At 40.6% G+C, this 16,361-nt stretch carries 8 protein-coding genes and 1 pseudogene; 3 read left to right on the top strand and 6 right to left on the bottom strand.

The genetic code is table 11. The annotated features are described in order from the left end of the window. Positions 1-67: 67 nt before the first annotated feature. The 6 genes from H6G96_RS18750 to H6G96_RS18725 all read right to left on the bottom strand — a co-directional run bounded on the left by H6G96_RS18750 (position 68) and on the right by H6G96_RS18725 (position 6,906). Positions 68-1,327, bottom strand: coding sequence for a glycosyltransferase family 2 protein (locus H6G96_RS18750; protein ID WP_190912898.1), 1,260 nt, complete (start codon positions 1,325-1,327; stop codon positions 68-70). Positions 1,328-1,512: 185 nt separating this feature from the next. Further along, the gene (locus H6G96_RS18745) at positions 1,513-1,980 is read right to left on the bottom strand and encodes a DUF2141 domain-containing protein (RefSeq protein WP_190912846.1); all 468 of its coding nucleotides are present in this window, start codon (positions 1,978-1,980) and stop codon (positions 1,513-1,515) included. Positions 1,981-2,040: 60 nt separating this feature from the next. Then, positions 2,041-3,045, bottom strand: coding sequence for a glycosyltransferase family 2 protein (locus tag H6G96_RS18740; protein ID WP_190912845.1), 1,005 nt, complete (start codon positions 3,043-3,045; stop codon positions 2,041-2,043). A gap of 176 nt (positions 3,046-3,221) precedes the next feature. Next, the gene (locus tag H6G96_RS18735; protein WP_190912844.1) at positions 3,222-4,226 is read right to left on the bottom strand and encodes an NAD-dependent epimerase/dehydratase family protein; all 1,005 of its coding nucleotides are present in this window, start codon (positions 4,224-4,226) and stop codon (positions 3,222-3,224) included. A gap of 211 nt (positions 4,227-4,437) precedes the next feature. Next, the gene (gene devC / locus H6G96_RS18730; protein ID WP_190912897.1) at positions 4,438-5,616 is read right to left on the bottom strand and encodes an ABC transporter permease DevC; all 1,179 of its coding nucleotides are present in this window, start codon (positions 5,614-5,616) and stop codon (positions 4,438-4,440) included. A gap of 81 nt (positions 5,617-5,697) precedes the next feature. Next, positions 5,698-6,906: an ABC exporter membrane fusion protein gene (locus H6G96_RS18725; protein ID WP_190912843.1), complete on the bottom strand. Its 1,209-nt coding sequence runs from the start codon at positions 6,904-6,906 to the stop codon at positions 5,698-5,700. 1,417 nt (positions 6,907-8,323) lie between these two features. On the opposite strand from H6G96_RS18725, the pseudogene H6G96_RS41445 reads away from it, so the two are divergent. The 3 genes and pseudogenes from H6G96_RS41445 (at position 8,324) to H6G96_RS18715 (ending at position 16,131) form a co-directional block, all read left to right on the top strand. After that, a pseudogene (locus H6G96_RS41445) lies at positions 8,324-8,601 on the top strand (hypothetical protein). 223 nt (positions 8,602-8,824) lie between these two features. Continuing rightward, on the top strand, positions 8,825-14,224 hold the full coding sequence (locus H6G96_RS18720) for a type I polyketide synthase (RefSeq protein WP_190912842.1): 5,400 nt from the start codon (positions 8,825-8,827) through the stop codon (positions 14,222-14,224). 179 nt (positions 14,225-14,403) lie between these two features. After that, positions 14,404-16,131 carry an SDR family NAD(P)-dependent oxidoreductase gene (locus H6G96_RS18715; protein WP_190912841.1) on the top strand — a complete coding sequence of 576 codons (1,728 nt, stop codon included), beginning with the start codon at positions 14,404-14,406 and terminating at the stop codon, positions 16,129-16,131. The last annotated feature ends 230 nt before the right edge of the window (positions 16,132-16,361 follow it).

Here is a 16,361-nt window from a genome sequence, read left to right as displayed (position 1 = left end):
AATTTGAAGACTAGGGAATGTTTAGTGTAATAACTTTCATGCCCTAGTTCATATTTAGCGATTTAATTCAAAGAGAAAGCTTGCTATCAATAGGCTGATCTAACCATTGATAAGGGCGATATTCTACTAGGCGGACATTCCAGGGCCCTTGAACCCGATAAGAAACACCGCGCCAGGTGACTGTTGAGATCCAAATGGATGATAGCATCGCTAACCCATAAACCCACTGTGTCAAGGGAATGCTAATCAACATTTTAATGATTGTAGCAGCTGATAATTTTGCGATCGCCTGGTCATTAGAGCGAACCACTCGCTGGATCTCTAATTCCAACACGAGCATTATCAAGAGTAATGCTACAGTATAGGCTCCATAGCAGCCTAACAAGAGAGCCGCAGCTTCCCATTTTGCCGCTAACAATGACTCTAGAATTAAGATGATGACTGTAGTAGGAAACAAAATGCTAGAAACAGCTTCACTAACTAAAGCTAACCAACGTGGGTGATAGAGTCGAGAATAAAGGATGAGGCGCTTGAGATAATCTATTAAGTTGAATAAATCAGTCTCTTCACGATTTACTATCAGCAGTGAAGGCACAAACTTTACTTGCAACCCATGTTTTTTAAGGATGTCGTGCATCATAAAATCTTCGCCTAAAGCTTGTCCCCACTTATCTAGCAGTTCTGTTTGATGAAGTACTTCTGTTTTCACAGCCAAAGTTCCACCCCAAGGAATTTGGAAGAGGAACATTTGCACTACTGTGGATACATTACCGGCGTAGCGCACTAATGATCCCCAATACCTACCAGTAGGTACATACCAACGATTACCTGTTGTTGCTCCTACTTTCGCATCGCCTAAAGGACTGACTAATTCTCGTAGCCAATTCACATGGACTATCGTATCAGCATCTACTAAAGCAACCACCTTGTAGGAATCATCCAATTCACGGACAGCTTGGATTAAAGAACTGCATTTGAGACTACAATTGTTGCGTACTATTCTTAAAGGGCTGATTTGAACGTTGGTCGCTTCTTGCTCTATGATGGTTTCGCTGGCAATTTTCCAAGCGGGATCTTCGTGACTATCAACAATCAACTTTAAATCATACTGTGGATAGTTTTGATTTAAGAGCGATCGCAAACATCTAGGCAAAAACGGATCGGCTCCGCGTAGGCAAAGAATCACTGCTGTTTTGGGTAACTGGTCATCTGGCAACAAGTTTTTTTTAGATGAGCGCAGATACCATATAAAGACAAGCGTTAAACACACCTGAATAACCAACCAACCCGTCAAAGACTTAGATAGAAATATCGCCAAATCTTCCATTAAATTTTTAGTCTCCGACAGAATAACAGATTGGGGATTGGGGATTGGGGCATTGGGCATTGGGCATGGGGCATGGGGCATAGGGCATGGCTCAAGAATCAATCAATAGTTCTTCTTCCCCTGCTCCCTCATCCCCCTTATCTCCCTCATCTCCCTCATCCCCACTCCCCACTCCCCAGTCACCTTTACGAATCCAGCGAATATTTCATGATGATGTTGACAGTTGTATCTTTATTTACAACAAAACTGGCATCACGAAACTTTGGTGTGCCTGTTTGTATAGACACAGTTGGATTTTTGGAAATCCCAAAACCTTCTTTGGGAATACCGAAAAAGTCTTTATTGAGCTTGCGATCGCCATTTTGATCATCAACTATGGCGACAGCATAAGTTCCAGGCTTTAAACCAGAAAATTCTTTTGTTACAGAATTGCCAGTAATCTTAGTGCAGCCACTTTGAGCTTCACTAGTACTACTCATCGGAAATCCTTTTTCATTTGCGTAAACTCTGAAGCAAATCTCACCTTTTTGGTGGCGTATTCCATTTACAACTACACTTAATTTTGCAGTTGGCTCTGCATTCACTGTTTTAGCAAAGCTGATGCTTACTAAAGTAGCAAGCAAAACATGAGAAATCTGAGATAGTTTCAGCATAATTTTATAGTGGATAATAGGTGATTCTTGGGTTAGGAAAAAGCTCCGCCAACGCCAGCTTTAATTTTTGAAATGATTAGTTGTAAGTTTGACTTGCTGTTTTTTAATCAATGCTGTTTGCCAACCTTTCCAAAGCTTTTGTAGTGCTATTAGCAAATCTTTAAGCAAAAGATATTCTGTCCCTTTTAACTGCTGATGTAGACTTATATGACAGCACAGCCGCTCATATAAACTCAGGGGACTACGCCATATAGAAAGTACATACTCCCAGAATATTCTCCAATGTGGCAATAAAAATTGTCCTTTCTTTGCTGAATCAAACCACACTGAATACTCATAGAAATCAGGCAGCATATTCAATGAGGGTTTTTTACTGTTGTTACTAAACAACAAATAATTAGGGAAAAACATACTCATTGATTGCTCTGGATGGCTTCTTGCAAAAAACAGATATTCAGGAATTTCATAAAATCTGCCGAGAATACCAAGTCTTAACAAGAGCATTCCATCTGCATTACCATAACCACCCATAGGCGGTATCCTTCTCAAGGCACTAGCGCGAATTACACCGTAACATTGATAACATAGATGCTTGGTCAGCAATTCATGAAAACGCTCCTGTGGTTTTGGTGCATCAGCCTTGAGTTTGATATTGTAGTTTTGGAGATAACTTCCCTCTTCATCAATGAAATATGTCTGGGAATGACACAAGATTATAGTAGGATCTTGGTCAAGTACCTCAACACACTTCTTGATAAAACTTGGAGCATGTAGATCATCATAGGCTGCCCACTTAAAGTACTCACCCGAAGACAATTTAAAAACGCGATTGAAGTTACGGGCGCAACCGATATTCTTGTCATTGCGGTAGTAACAAATACGTTGGTCTTGCTCGGCATAAGCTCTACAGATTTCTTCAGTTTTATCTGTAGATGCATTATCTGAAATAATTAGCTCAAAATCTTCAAAGGTCTGAGCCAAGAGTGAATCTATGGCTTCTCTGATAAATTTTTCACCATTATATACAGGTAATCCGATGCTCAATCGTGGCTGATTGCTACTCATATAAAACAAGTATTCGGAAAATCTGTGGATTATTTTATGATTAATTGCAGATAATTGTTAGGCAGATGCAACGGAAGAATTCAGAAGCCAGATGTCAGAATCATTGGTGGTGTCCAGATCCCCGACTTCTTTAAGAAGTCGGGGATCTAATTTTAGTGATTCAAAAAATCTCTTGACTATTTGATCAAGTTTTGAATATCTGTTTTTTGCAGCCATTCATGTGTTCGCTGCATTCCTTCTTCTAGGTCAATTGTTGGTTTATAATTTAACAGGCTTTGTGCTTTTGCAATAGAATAAGCATAAGGACGAGTCATAAAATCTATAGACTCTGGTAAAATATCAACTTTTTTGCGAAAAAGTTTTTGTCCTTGAACCCGTAGCTTTAGAAACAACTTGATTTCATCTTTTGGTAATGAAAGCGGTGCTGATAAACCTTCGATCGCTGCTAAACGCATAAAATACTCTTTCCACGATGTTTCTTGTCCGTCGGTGATATTAAATATTTCCCCGTAGGTTTCTTTTTCAATCGCTAGAAAGATGCCATCTATTAAGTTATCTATATATACGTGATTGATTACTCCTTTACCATCGTTGGCATAGGCAAATAATTTCTGACGCATCATTAAAATTGGTCTGACTATCCAGGGAATACTTCCTGGGCCGTAAACATCTCCAGCTCGAATAACGATGATGCCAAAATCTGGAGGATTGTTCAGTTTTAATACTGCTGTTTCGGCTTCTATTTTTGTTTGACAGTAGGGATTATTTTCGCCAGAGAGTGGCCCGGATTCTGTAACACCATTAGGATAGTTGAAACCGTAAACCATCGCGCTGGATAGATGCACAAATGTTTTGACACCAGTTTGTTTAGCGGCTTTAGCTATGTTGACAGTACCGCCAACATTCACATCACGAAAATGGTTAATTGCACCAGCTTCTTCGGCAATTTGCTCTGTATGTAAAACGATATCTACTCCCTGGCAAGCCTTTTGGGCAATAGTAGAATCGGTAATACTACCAATAATTACTTCAACACCTAAATTCTGTAATTCTTTGTTCTGTTCTGTAGAACTTTGCAGTCCACGAACATTCATTCCTTGCGCTATAGCTAACTCGGCTGTACGCAACCCGACAAGTCCATCAATCCCAGTAATTAGGAGGGTTTTGTTTTTGAAGTTCATAAATTCGGGCTTATTGTTAAATAGGTGAATTTGAGTTTTTAGATAAAAGGTTTCAAAGTTATACCGAACTAATTAGAATTTTGGTAAAGACTTTTAACCTAAAATCTAAAATGGGTATAAAGAGTAATCTTTCTGTGGAGAGGCTTCACCAGTGCTTAGTTATGAATCTATATCAGGGAAAATAATTTGATTATTTTGCTGATAAGAATAGCTAGAAAATATCTCCTGGATCTGCGGAGCGAAGTTTGTTGATAGCAAGCGCACCTGATGCCATACACATCAAAACTGTTGAAGTTAAGACAATTACTGCATTATTAACGGTCATAACTATTGGTAGTTTAGTTGCTTCTGCTGCAAAACTATATAACAAAACAGAAGTAAGGAACCCTGGAATATAACCTAAAAGTGCCAAAATTAAAGCTTGCTGAAATACCACGTTTAATAAATATCTATTGGCATAACCTATGGCTTTTAAAGTGGCGTAAGCAACGAACTGTGTAGCAATATTGCTGTAAAGAATTTGATAAACAATTACTACACCAACAACCGCAGCCATTGTCAACATCAAATTAAGTATAAAACCAATAGGCGTTCTGACAGCCCAATATTTTTTTTCAAAATCAATGAAGCCTTGGCGTGTAAAAACTTGGACATCATTAGGCAAACTTGCTTGCAAATTTCTCAGTACTGTTTCTGCATTAGTACCAGGTTTGAGGGAAATCAAACCAATATCGATCATATCTGCCGGACGAGTATTGGGATTTATTCTCAAGAAAGTTGAGTCACTGACAAGCAAATTTCCGTCTACCCCAAAGGAAGGCCCTAAGCTGAATAAACCACCAATTCTGACTCTATAGCCAACTAATAAACTATAGGGAAATATTTCAATTGTCTGTGCAGTCTCTCCCGCATCAAATTTTTTAGCTATTGGGCCAAACTCTGGGCGAGAACTCCGGTCGAAAAGCACGACATCGGGAATTTTGAGTTTATCTAAATTTTTCTCAACTTCTGGGAGGTTCATCACAGGTCTACCTGGATCGAAACCAATAACGTATATTGAATATTTCTCACCGGTTGCTGGATTTTTTAGTTTGGCAAATTGCAAATACATGGGGCTAACTGACTCTACGCCATCAAACCCCAAAGATTGGTACAAACGAGTCCGCGAAAAACTTTGGTTTGAGGTCAAAGATTTATATTGCGAACTAACTAAAAATAAATCTCCTTTGAGATTCTGATGTACTGCGGTTGCACTTGAATAGAGGGCATCTTGAAAACCAAGTTGCACAAACATTAGCAGCACAATAAAACCAATCCCGGCTACAGCTACTAGTAAACGAACTTTTTGCTGCGCTAGCTGTAGCCATCCTAAAGGAATTTTGAAATTCATGAATTTATTTGTCATTTGTCATTTGTCATTTGTCATTTGTGAATGACCAATGCCCTATGCCCCATGTCCTATGCCTAATGACTATATTTGAATGGCGACATCCACTTGTAAGTTAGTTAAACGAGCTACCCGCTTACTATCTGCGGGATTATCGATGGATATTTTTACTTCAATTATTCTGCGGTCTGTATCTGAGCCAGGATTGAGGCTGAAGATGCTTTGCCTATCAACTTGCCAACCAATCTCTTTCACAGTTCCCTGTAATGTTCCAGTAAATGCAGTGCTGGTAATGGTGGCTTTTTGTCCTACACGCACTTTTTTAACATCGGTTTGATACACCTCTGCAATCACATACATTTGAGATGTTTTACCGATTTCAGCAAATCCTGTGCTGGTGTTGATTACTTCTCCGGTTTTGGCATGAATTTTCAAAATTTTGCCATTTATGGGAGATTTGATGTAACTTAAATCCAAGTCGGCTTTTGCTTGTTGAACAGCAGTTGTTGCACTGTTAACTTCGGTTTGTGCGACTTGAACATCTACACTACGCACTTCGCTAATACTGGTGAGCTGCGCTTGTGCTTGCTTAAGTTGTTCTTGGAATGTGTCTTGAGTCCGCTTGAGAGTAGCTTGAGCTTCTGTTAGCTGCTGTTGTGTAGTCTTGAGTTGCAAAGCTTTGGTATCTGCTACAGAAGCCGCGATCGCACCTTGTCTATATAATTGCTGATAGCGATCGTTTTCAGCTTGAGCATTGTCTACTTCAGCCTGGATGCGGTCGATTGTCGCCTGTTGTGTAGCAACATCTCCTTTATATTGTGGCTCTAAACGGGCGATCGCTGCCTTTTGAGCTTCGATATCTCCGGTTTTAGCTCCAGATTTCACCTGCGCTAGTTTAGCTTTGGCCACTTGCAGTTGGTCTAAAGCTTGTTGCAAAGCTGTTCTAGAACGACCATAATTTTCTAGATAGGCCAATAATTGCCCTGCCTTAACCGCATCTCCTTCTTTTACCAACAGTCTTTCTACTCGCACCCCATTATTGGAATTGGGAGCATTCAAAGAAGTCACTTCACCTTCTGGCTCCAAACGTCCCAAGGCAGTTACAGCAACTTTCGCAGGAGCGACAGCTTTGGGAGGATTTGCTGGTGGTGTCTCAACTTTAGCTTTAGACCAAAACGGTACTAAACTATAAAAAGCTATTAATCCGGCCGCCAAAGTCAAAGAAGCTGCTAAAATTACCTGCGATCGCCTTACGGGTTTTGTGAATAATCGGCTTTCTTTATTTACTGCCATCTTTTCATTCCAATTCTGTTTTCTAGGGCATAGCCTGGTTATATTTAGTCGATTAGATATAGACTCCACAAATTACTAAGAGAATTTTTCCTCTACAGTTTCTACCTTAATAAAGTGGATGGATCTAAATTGGTTTTATATGAATTGTTGTACGCTTTTACCGCCCAAACTAACTATTGTGGCGTGAAAATTAATGATGGTGTTACTTCAAAGCTTCCTAAGTTATATCCTATCTTTACATTTAATCCAGTAGCGTAAAATACAATAGCGCTAGCCAGAAAACTTAATTATCAAGAACAACGAAGCGCCAGTAAATGTGAACTTAAAGCTCGGATAAACTTGTTATTAACAATGACATATAAATTAGATTTTGTCAACTAATTATCTTTACATAAATCCTGATTCTCTCACTAAAATATTTCATCACAGTAGGATTAGATGCTCAAATATTTTACTCATTACTAATGCTTTATCTGCTAATTAAATACTAACAGATGGTTCGTTATTAATTAGATTTGATATTACTAACAGATTATTATTAGCAAGGTTGTGTAGTATAAGACATTTTTATAGCAGTTCTCGTTTACGCGAACCGCTATATCAGCTTTACTCATAGTAATTAAAGGGCGGTTAGGAACCGCATCTACACAGTCAAAACCTATCTCCGTGGGTTTCAAACACCAAATTTTTTTACTCTGCGGAGGCGGACTAGCCTGCGAGAAGCTTTGCCTATATTTGTATAGCCGCGCTACACGTAGTGTGCCGCAGGCAATTCTATTCGCCTTTTTAACTGAATGTAACCATGATTATGTTTATCAAGCAACATACTAAAAATTAATATTTGCTTTATAAATAACCGCTTTGCTTCTTAACTTGACTTATATTGAAAAATAACTAACAACTTTGATTTAATTATGATGTTTCTCTGAGAAAACATACTTATGGTTATTCAATTTATCTCTGTATTCATTGAATTGTTACTTACTAGACAACAGATTTACATTGTTAACTTAATTAAGCACAAATTTTTGGCTAACCCGTAAGTAACAAAATATCTCACACATTTATATGGTCATAAATTATACTATTAAGCTGGATTCTATTCAAAATTCACATCAGCAATCGTGGAGGCTTCTTTATAAAATAACTTTAAAGGAATGATTTAGTTTATATAAAGTGTGTTATTGTTTTTATTAATTCAATGCTTAAAAGCAGTTAAGCAAATTAGTTATTTAATTTAAATTTTAAAATTAAAAATAACTAAAAATAACTGCTCATACATCACCTGTTGATCGTTTAATTAATTGCAAAAATTACATAAATTCAGATTAAAGGTGGTGTGTTTTCTGTAACGAAATTGTCAACTTGACTGGGTTAGATCCCATAAAATATATTATCCCAGATGCTGAAATTGGCTATGGCATTGATCAAGATACAGAACGTTGTCATTAACAACATTTATGATGCTGTGGTTAGACTAGATAATCAAACAATTTCGGATGAAAAAACGTTTATGTTCTCTTAGCTACTCCTCAGCTTCCATCGCTCCAGTAGGATACCATTACTCAAAATCTTTACCATTACGAATGGATTAAATTCACTGGTCAAGCAGCTATTACACTCCAAGACTATTTTACCAGTTTTAACAACGTCATTGACCTATTGCCACAATTTAAAGAGTCTAGCGTTGGATAAGATTTTTTCGCGATGTCTACGACGGGCTACGCCTACGCAATGTGCCAAAGCCGCCTGGAAACATAAAGCTTTACCCTGGCAGTATGTATTGTGTGGTGTCGATTTGGAAACAAGCATTTAGCAAATATAAAATAGCTAACTGCTTACAAAACAAGAGTTTTTGATTATTAGTAGGCAACAGAAATTACTGTAACTACACAATCCACAGTACTCACTATGCCCTATGTCTGCTTATTCAATTGATACTGCATTAACGGAGTTAGAGAGCCTGATAAATAATTGTGAACAGGCTGTAATTAAGTCTATCGAAGGAAAAAAAATGAAATCAGATAAATCAGTGTCAATCAACAGAATTAACAGACAATTACAACACAATCCTATCGCCATTGTTGGGATGGCTTCTCTATTGCCTCAAGCCAGAAATTTGCGGGAATATTGGCAAAATATAGTAAACAAAATTGACTGTATTACTGATGTTCCTTCCACTCACTGGAGCGTCGAAGATTATTACGATCCAAATCCCAGAACTACTGAAGATAAAACCTACTGTAAAAGAGGTGGCTTTCTTCCAGAGGTAGATTTTAACCCGATGGAATTCGGCATACCACCCAGCATTTTAGAAGTTACAGATGTATCGCAACTATTAAGTTTATTAGTTGCGAAAGAGGCGATGGAAGATGCAGGCTATGGCGAAAAACGTGAGTTTAACCGCGAGATGGTTGGGGTAATCTTAGGCGTGGCTATGGCCAAGCAGTTAGGAATGCCACTTTCTGCCAGATTGGAATATCCGATTTGGGAAAAAGTTCTCAAAAGCAGTGGTTTATCTGACGAAGATACCCAAAAAATCGTTGATAAAATCAAAAGCGCTTACGTCAAGTGGGATGAGAACGCTTTCCCTGGAATGTTAGCTAACGTCGTCGCGGGTAGAATTGCCAATCGTCTAAATTTTGGCGGAATGAATTGCGTAGTTGATGCCGCTTGCGCTAGTTCCTTTGGTGCTTTAAAAATGGCAATTAGCGAACTAGTTGAGCATCGTTCTGACATGATGCTGACTGGTGGTGTTGATACCGATAACACCATCATGGCTTACATCTCGTTCAGCAAAACACCGGCGGTTACTCCTAGCGAAAATGTCAAACCTTTCGATGCTAAATCCGATGGGATGATGTTGGGTGAAGGTATCGCCATGCTTGTCCTTAAACGGTTAGAAGATGCTGAACGGGACAACGATAAAATATATGCCGTAATTAAAGGTATTGGTACTTCCAGCGATGGACGCTACAAGAGCATTTATGCTCCTCGCAAAGAAGGTCAAGTTAAAGCCTTAGAACGCGCTTATGAAGATGCTGGCTTCTCTCCCGCTACTGTTGGTTTGATGGAAGCACACGGCACTGGGACAATGGCTGGAGATCCGACAGAATTCGGATCTTTAAAAGACTTCTTTGATGTACATGATGACAAAAAGCAGCACATCGCTTTGGGTAGTGTGAAATCGCAAATCGGACACACAAAAGCGGCTGCGGGTGCGGCGAGTTTGATTAAGACAGCTTTGGCTTTACATCACAAAGTATTACCGCCCACAATTAACATCACCGAGCCAAACCCCAAACTCAACATTAAAAATTCATCCTTTTATTTGAATACTCAAACCAGACCTTGGATTCGTCCAGAAGGGGAAGCACCAAGACGCGCAGGTGTAAGTTCTTTCGGCTTTGGTGGCACTAACTATCACGTTGTCTTGGAAGAATATGAAGCCGACCAAAACGCCGCTTACCGCTTACACAGTGATGCTAGTGAAGTGCTGTTGTTTGCTCCTACAGTAGAGCAATTGTTGAGCAAGTCGGAAGAGATTTTAGGTAAGTTGCGTTCGCCAGATGCACCTACACATTATTCACAATTAGTCAATGAGTGCAAATCACAACAAATTCCCCTTTCTGCTGCCAGATTTGGGTTTGTAGCTGAGAATCTGGAAGAAGCTTGCAAGTTATTGCAAACTAGCATTGAGTGGCTGAAACACAAAGGAACAGCAGCATCTTGGGAGCATCCCCAAGGGATTTATTACCGTTCCTCTGGTATGGAGTTGGGCGGAAAAGTTGTCTCTCTATTTTCTGGTCAAGGTTCGCAATACCTGGAGATGGGACGCGAACTGGTGATGAATTTTCCTTTGATGCGCCGTCTTCATGGTTATATGGATAGCCTGTTGCTCAAAGATAATTTGCAGCCGCTTTCAGAAATCGTTTTCCCTCATCCTGTGTTTGGAGAGGCAGAAAAAAATGTCCAAATTGCTGCCTTACAACGCACAGAATATGCTCAACCAGCCATCGGGGTGTTGAGTGCAGGGATGTACAGCATACTGCAACAAGCTGGATTTAAGTCAGATTTTGCGGCGGGACATAGCTTTGGTGAACTAACAGCGCTATGGGCTGCGGGGGTTTTGAGTACTGAAGATTACTTGTTCTTAGTGAAAGCTAGGGGTCAAGCAATGGCTGCACCCGAAGATCCAGATCATGATGCGGGAAGTATGCTGGCTGTCAAAGAAGACATCAGCAAAGTGGAAGCAGTCCTGAGACATTTTCCGCAAGTTGCGATCGCTAATCAAAATTCTCCAACCCAATTTGTCTTGGCTGGCCCCACCGCAGAAATAGCGAGAATCAAAGAGGCTTTACACGAGAAAGGATATACGGCTGTATTGTTACCTGTTTCAGCAGCGTTCCATACACCGCTAATTGCCTTTGCTCAAAAATCCTTTGCGATCGCCACTAAGTCTGTCAAGTTTCAAAGTCCCAAAATCCCTGTTTACAGCAACGTTACCAGTAAGCAGTATCCCAAAGAAGCCCAAGGTATTCAAAAAATCCTCGAAAGCCACCTTTCCAACTCAGTGCTATTTAAACAGGAAATTGAAAATATCTATGCGGCGGGTGGTACTTGCTTTGTGGAATTTGGGCCGAGAAGAATTCTCACCAACTTAGTCAAAGATATCCTTGGCGATCGTCCACATACTACCATATCTTTGAACCCCAGCACTCAAAAGAATAGCGATCGCTCTTTGCGAGAAGCCTTTGTGCAGTTGCGGGTGATCGGTATGACTTTGAATAACCTCGATCCTTACCAACTTCCCCAAAGCATCCCGCCAATTGAGACGAAGAAGACATTAAATGTCCGTTTAAACGGGATAAACTACAGATCCGAAAAAACGAAAAATGCCTTCGCTCAAGCTTTGCAAGATGGGCATAAAGTCACATTACCCACCCCTGAATATCCTGATGCGGTTCCTTTATTTAGCAGCCCAGGTGTGACTCCAACTCTCGCTGCGATCGAGACTAACGGACATAAGCAATCCACGCCAACAATGAACGGTGTGAGTTCTAATATCATCAGCCAGCCAGAGCAACAAATGAATCCTGTGACCCTTTTACAACCAGCCCAGGAATCTAAGATGCAACCAACACCAGAAAAACTTACAAATTACGAACAACTTTTAGCAAGTTTAGAATACCTCCTGACACAGTTCCAGGAAAATCAAGCCGAGAACTTACAAGTTCACGGTACTTATCTCAACCATCAAATGGAATACGCTAAAGCGTTTTTCCAACTGATGCAGCAGCAGAATTCCTTGTTGAGTGAAAGTAAATCAACAGCCGAAACTGCCAAAATGAAGCTAGTTGTCATGGAAAGCCTAGAGCGCAGCATGATGCAGTTTCATACCCAACAAGGTGAAACCCTACGCATCCATGAGCAATATCTTCAAGAGCAGTTGGAATATACTAAAAACTTTTTCCAACTCATCCAGCAAGAATATTCTCAAATCATCTCTGGTGAGGGAGTAACTCAACTCACTGAGAAACTAAGCAATTTCACTCCGTTCACAACAGAAACAACTGTTACTGACGCACCCGTACCTGCTACTACCAAGATAGTAGAAAGCCAGCCTTTACCTGTAACTGAGCCTGTAGCTAAAAATGGCTTAAATGTTATCCAAGCACCTCTACCGACTGCTGTAGAGCCTGTAGTTGAAACTTCCTATTCTCCACTTCCCACGCCCCATTTCGCCACCGTCGAGACAGTAGAGCCTGTAGTCGCGCCACCTGTCCCAGTAGTAGAAGAACCCCAAGCTGAGGTTGTAGTCAAAATTAGCTCACCCCCAGTCGAGGAAGTTGTTGCAGAACCAGCACCTACAACTGCTGCACCTGTATCTGGTGCAACCATCGATATTGTTGACTTGGATAAAAACCTCTTAGCCATTACCAGCGACAAGACCGGCTACCCAGTCGAGATGCTGGAAATGGACATGGACATGGAGGCCGATTTAGGAATTGACTCTATCAAACGGGTGGAAATCTTAGGGGCGCTACAAGAAATGTACCCCAACTTACCCAAGCCCAATTTAGAAGAACTGTCAGAAAAACGCACCATCGGCCAAGTTGTAGAGTATCTGCAATCTCACGCTTCCAGAAGTGTTTCTGTAGAAATTGCAATTCACGAAATACAACAAGCAGCCGAGGTTCCAGTAGAGGCTGCACCAGTAGTTGAGGTAGTCGCTGCACCGGAACCAAGTGTAGTTGTCGCATTCACTCCAGAACCAGAAGTCGCTCCCGCTACAAGTGATGAATTTGCAAACTTAGGTGAAACCCTATTAGCCATCACCAGCGATAAGACCGGCTATCCAGTCGAGATGCTGGAACTGGAAATGGACATGGAAGCGGATTTAGGGATTGACTCGATTAAACGGGTAGAAATCTTAGGGGCGATGCAAGAAATGTACCCCAACTTACCCAAACCAAATATCGAAGAACTCGGCGATCTCCGCACTATCGGTCAAATAGTCGATTACCTACAGCAGTTGGCTGGAGGTGAAAAAAAAAAGTCTGAACCTGAGTTTGTCCAACAACCACCGGAATTAGAGCATACCATCCAGCGCCATCCGGTCAAACTCAGAAGCCTAGCACAACCTGATTACTTGGATTTCACGTTACCAGAGGGACACATCGGTTTAATCACCGATGATGGTTCCCTCACCACCTATAAATTAACTGAATCCCTAATCGAGAAAGGCTGGAAAGTAGTAGTTATTAGCTTCCCCCAATCGCTCATCGCCCAACAAGCGCCATTACCCACAGGAGTAACCCGCGTCACCTTAGCAAACTTGAGTGAAGAACATCTTCAACAACAATTGCAAGCGATCGCATCTCACTGCGGAACGATTGGGGCCTTCATCCATCTCCATCCGATATTTGTAGGAAATCACACCGGAAGTATTTCTTATAACGAACAAGAAAAGGCGATCGTCAAGCAGGTATTTTTGATGGCGAAACACCTCAAACCCTCCCTCAACGAAGCCGCAAAACATGGACGTAGTTGTTTCTGCACAGTTGCTCATCTTGATGGAGCCTTCGGTTTAGAGTACAAAGTCAACTTTGGTGCGATCGGCGCTGGTTTGTTCGGATTAACCAAAACTCTGAGATGGGAATGGCCAAAGGTATTTACTCGTGCGATCGACCTAAGCCCCAGGCTTGATGCTAAACAGTCAGTACACAACATAATTGCCGAACTTCACGATCCCAACCTTTATATAAGTGAAGTTGGCTACGGATCACAAGGACGAGTTACCATTATCGCTGATTAAAAAGCAGATTAACGCTGTGTGCAACTTTCTCTAGAACCTAACCCCCAACCCCTTCCCTACAAGGGAAGGGGAGTAAGAATCAAAGCCTCTCTCCCTGTGGGGGAGAGGAATGGAAGTGGGGTTTCAAGAATCAGTTACACATCAAAAAACCCAATTTATGCAGGTATTCACGAGGATTTATGACACAAACAGCCCAGCTTAGTCCATCATCTGTCTTTGTCGTGAGCGGCGGTGCAAAAGGGATTACGGCTGAGTGTACTATCAGATTAGCTCAACAGCAACCCTGCAAATTCATCCTCCTCGGTCGCTCCGAACTATTAGAAACGGAGCCAGATTATGCTCAAAATTCTGATGACTCCGCATTGAAAAAATGCATCATGGAAAATCTTCTTTCTCAAGGAGAGAAGCCTACACCCATGAATGTACAAAAAATATATAACAAAATTACCTCCAGCCGGGAAATTAAAAAGACTCTAGCAGCAATTGAAAAAACCGGAGCTAAAGCAGAATATATCAGCGTCGATGTCACAGATACGCCAGCTTTACAAGAAAAACTTGCCACTGCTGTGCAACATCTCGGCCCAATTACCGGAATCATCCACGGCGCTGGAAACTTAGCTGATAAGTTAATTGAAAAGAAAACAGAAGAGGATTTTGAAAAAGTTTACACCGCTAAAGTTCAAGGTTTAGAAAACCTGCTAACTTGCGTCAACCCTAATCAACTTCAGCATTTAGTTTTGTTTTCTTCCGTAACAGGCTTTTACGGAAATCCCGGACAATCTGATTATGCGATCGCAAATGAAATTCTGAACAAATCAGCCCATATATTTAAGCAAAGTTATCCCTCATGTCATGTAGTCGCTATCAACTGGGGCGCTTGGGATAGTGGGATGGTGACAGCAGAATTAAAGAAGATTTTTCAAGAGCGAAAAATTGATATAATTCCCATTGCAGTTGGGGCACAAATGCTCGTTAAGGAAATGGATAATACCAACCATGCAACCTCACAAGTTGTCATTGGTAGTCCACTAGTTCCAATGGCTACAGAGCTAGATTCAGAACTACGAACCTATCGTATTCGTCGCCAAATGACATTGGAGGCTAATCCATTTTTACACGATCATACTATTGCTGGTTCTCCAGTTTTACCAGCAACTTGTGCAATGACCTGGATTATCAATGCTTCTGAGCAATTATATCCAGGTTACAGATTGTTTAATTACCAAGATTTTAAAGTTTTAAAAGGGATTACTTTCAATGAGACATTAGCGAAAGAGCATATTTTAGAGATAGAAGAAATTTCTAAAGCTAATCTTGAAAAAATCGAACTTAAAGCAAGAATTTCGAGTAAAAACCCACAAGGCAGAATCCATTTTCATTTTAGCGCTCAACTTAATCTCCAGCGAGAAATCCCAGATGTACCCACTTATGAATCTCTCAATCTCGAAGAAGATAATATCATCACCGCTACAGGAAAAGATTTTTACCAAAATGGTGGGGCTACATTATTTCATGGCCCCGCTTTTCAAGAAATCAAAAGAGTCTTAAACATCAGTCCTGAAAAAATCACTACAGAATGTCTGTGGCCAGAACTCAGCGCACAGCAACAAGGACAATTCCCGGTGCAATGGGTCAATCCTTATACAACAGACTTGAGTATGCACGCCTTATGGGTTTGGACACAACACTTTCATGAAGAAGGTTGTTTACCTGGAAAAGTAGAAAAATTTGAACAGTTCGCAATGATACCACATAACGAAACATTTTACGTTTCGTGTGAAGTACTATCTAAGACACCAAGTAGTGCGATCGCAAACTTCATCATACACGACCGCCAGGGAAAAATCTATTCACGAATGCTCGGCGCTCATGCCATTATTTGGTCAATGAAAATGCTCAGAAGCTAATAATCTTCCTTTACCAATCAACATCCATATAGCAGTCCTAAATCAGTTGTAAAAATCTCTCTTTATTTTTCTCTCTGCGCTCTCTGCGCCTCTGTAGTTCGATTAAAAAAAGTAATTTTCACAACTCAGATAGGATTGCTATAACTTGCCTCGTTCAAAGTTTGGGGAACAGCGTAAATCCTGCCTTTTAATTATCTCTTGCTAAATACCCAAACTCGGAGCATATAAAT

The sequence above is a fragment of the Nostoc sp. FACHB-892 genome (genome assembly GCF_014698795.1).
Taxonomy (GTDB): Bacteria; Cyanobacteriota; Cyanobacteriia; order Cyanobacteriales; family Nostocaceae; genus Nostoc.
The sequence above is the reverse complement of the archived record's forward strand: the minus strand, read 5'-3'. Positions and strand labels throughout refer to the sequence as shown.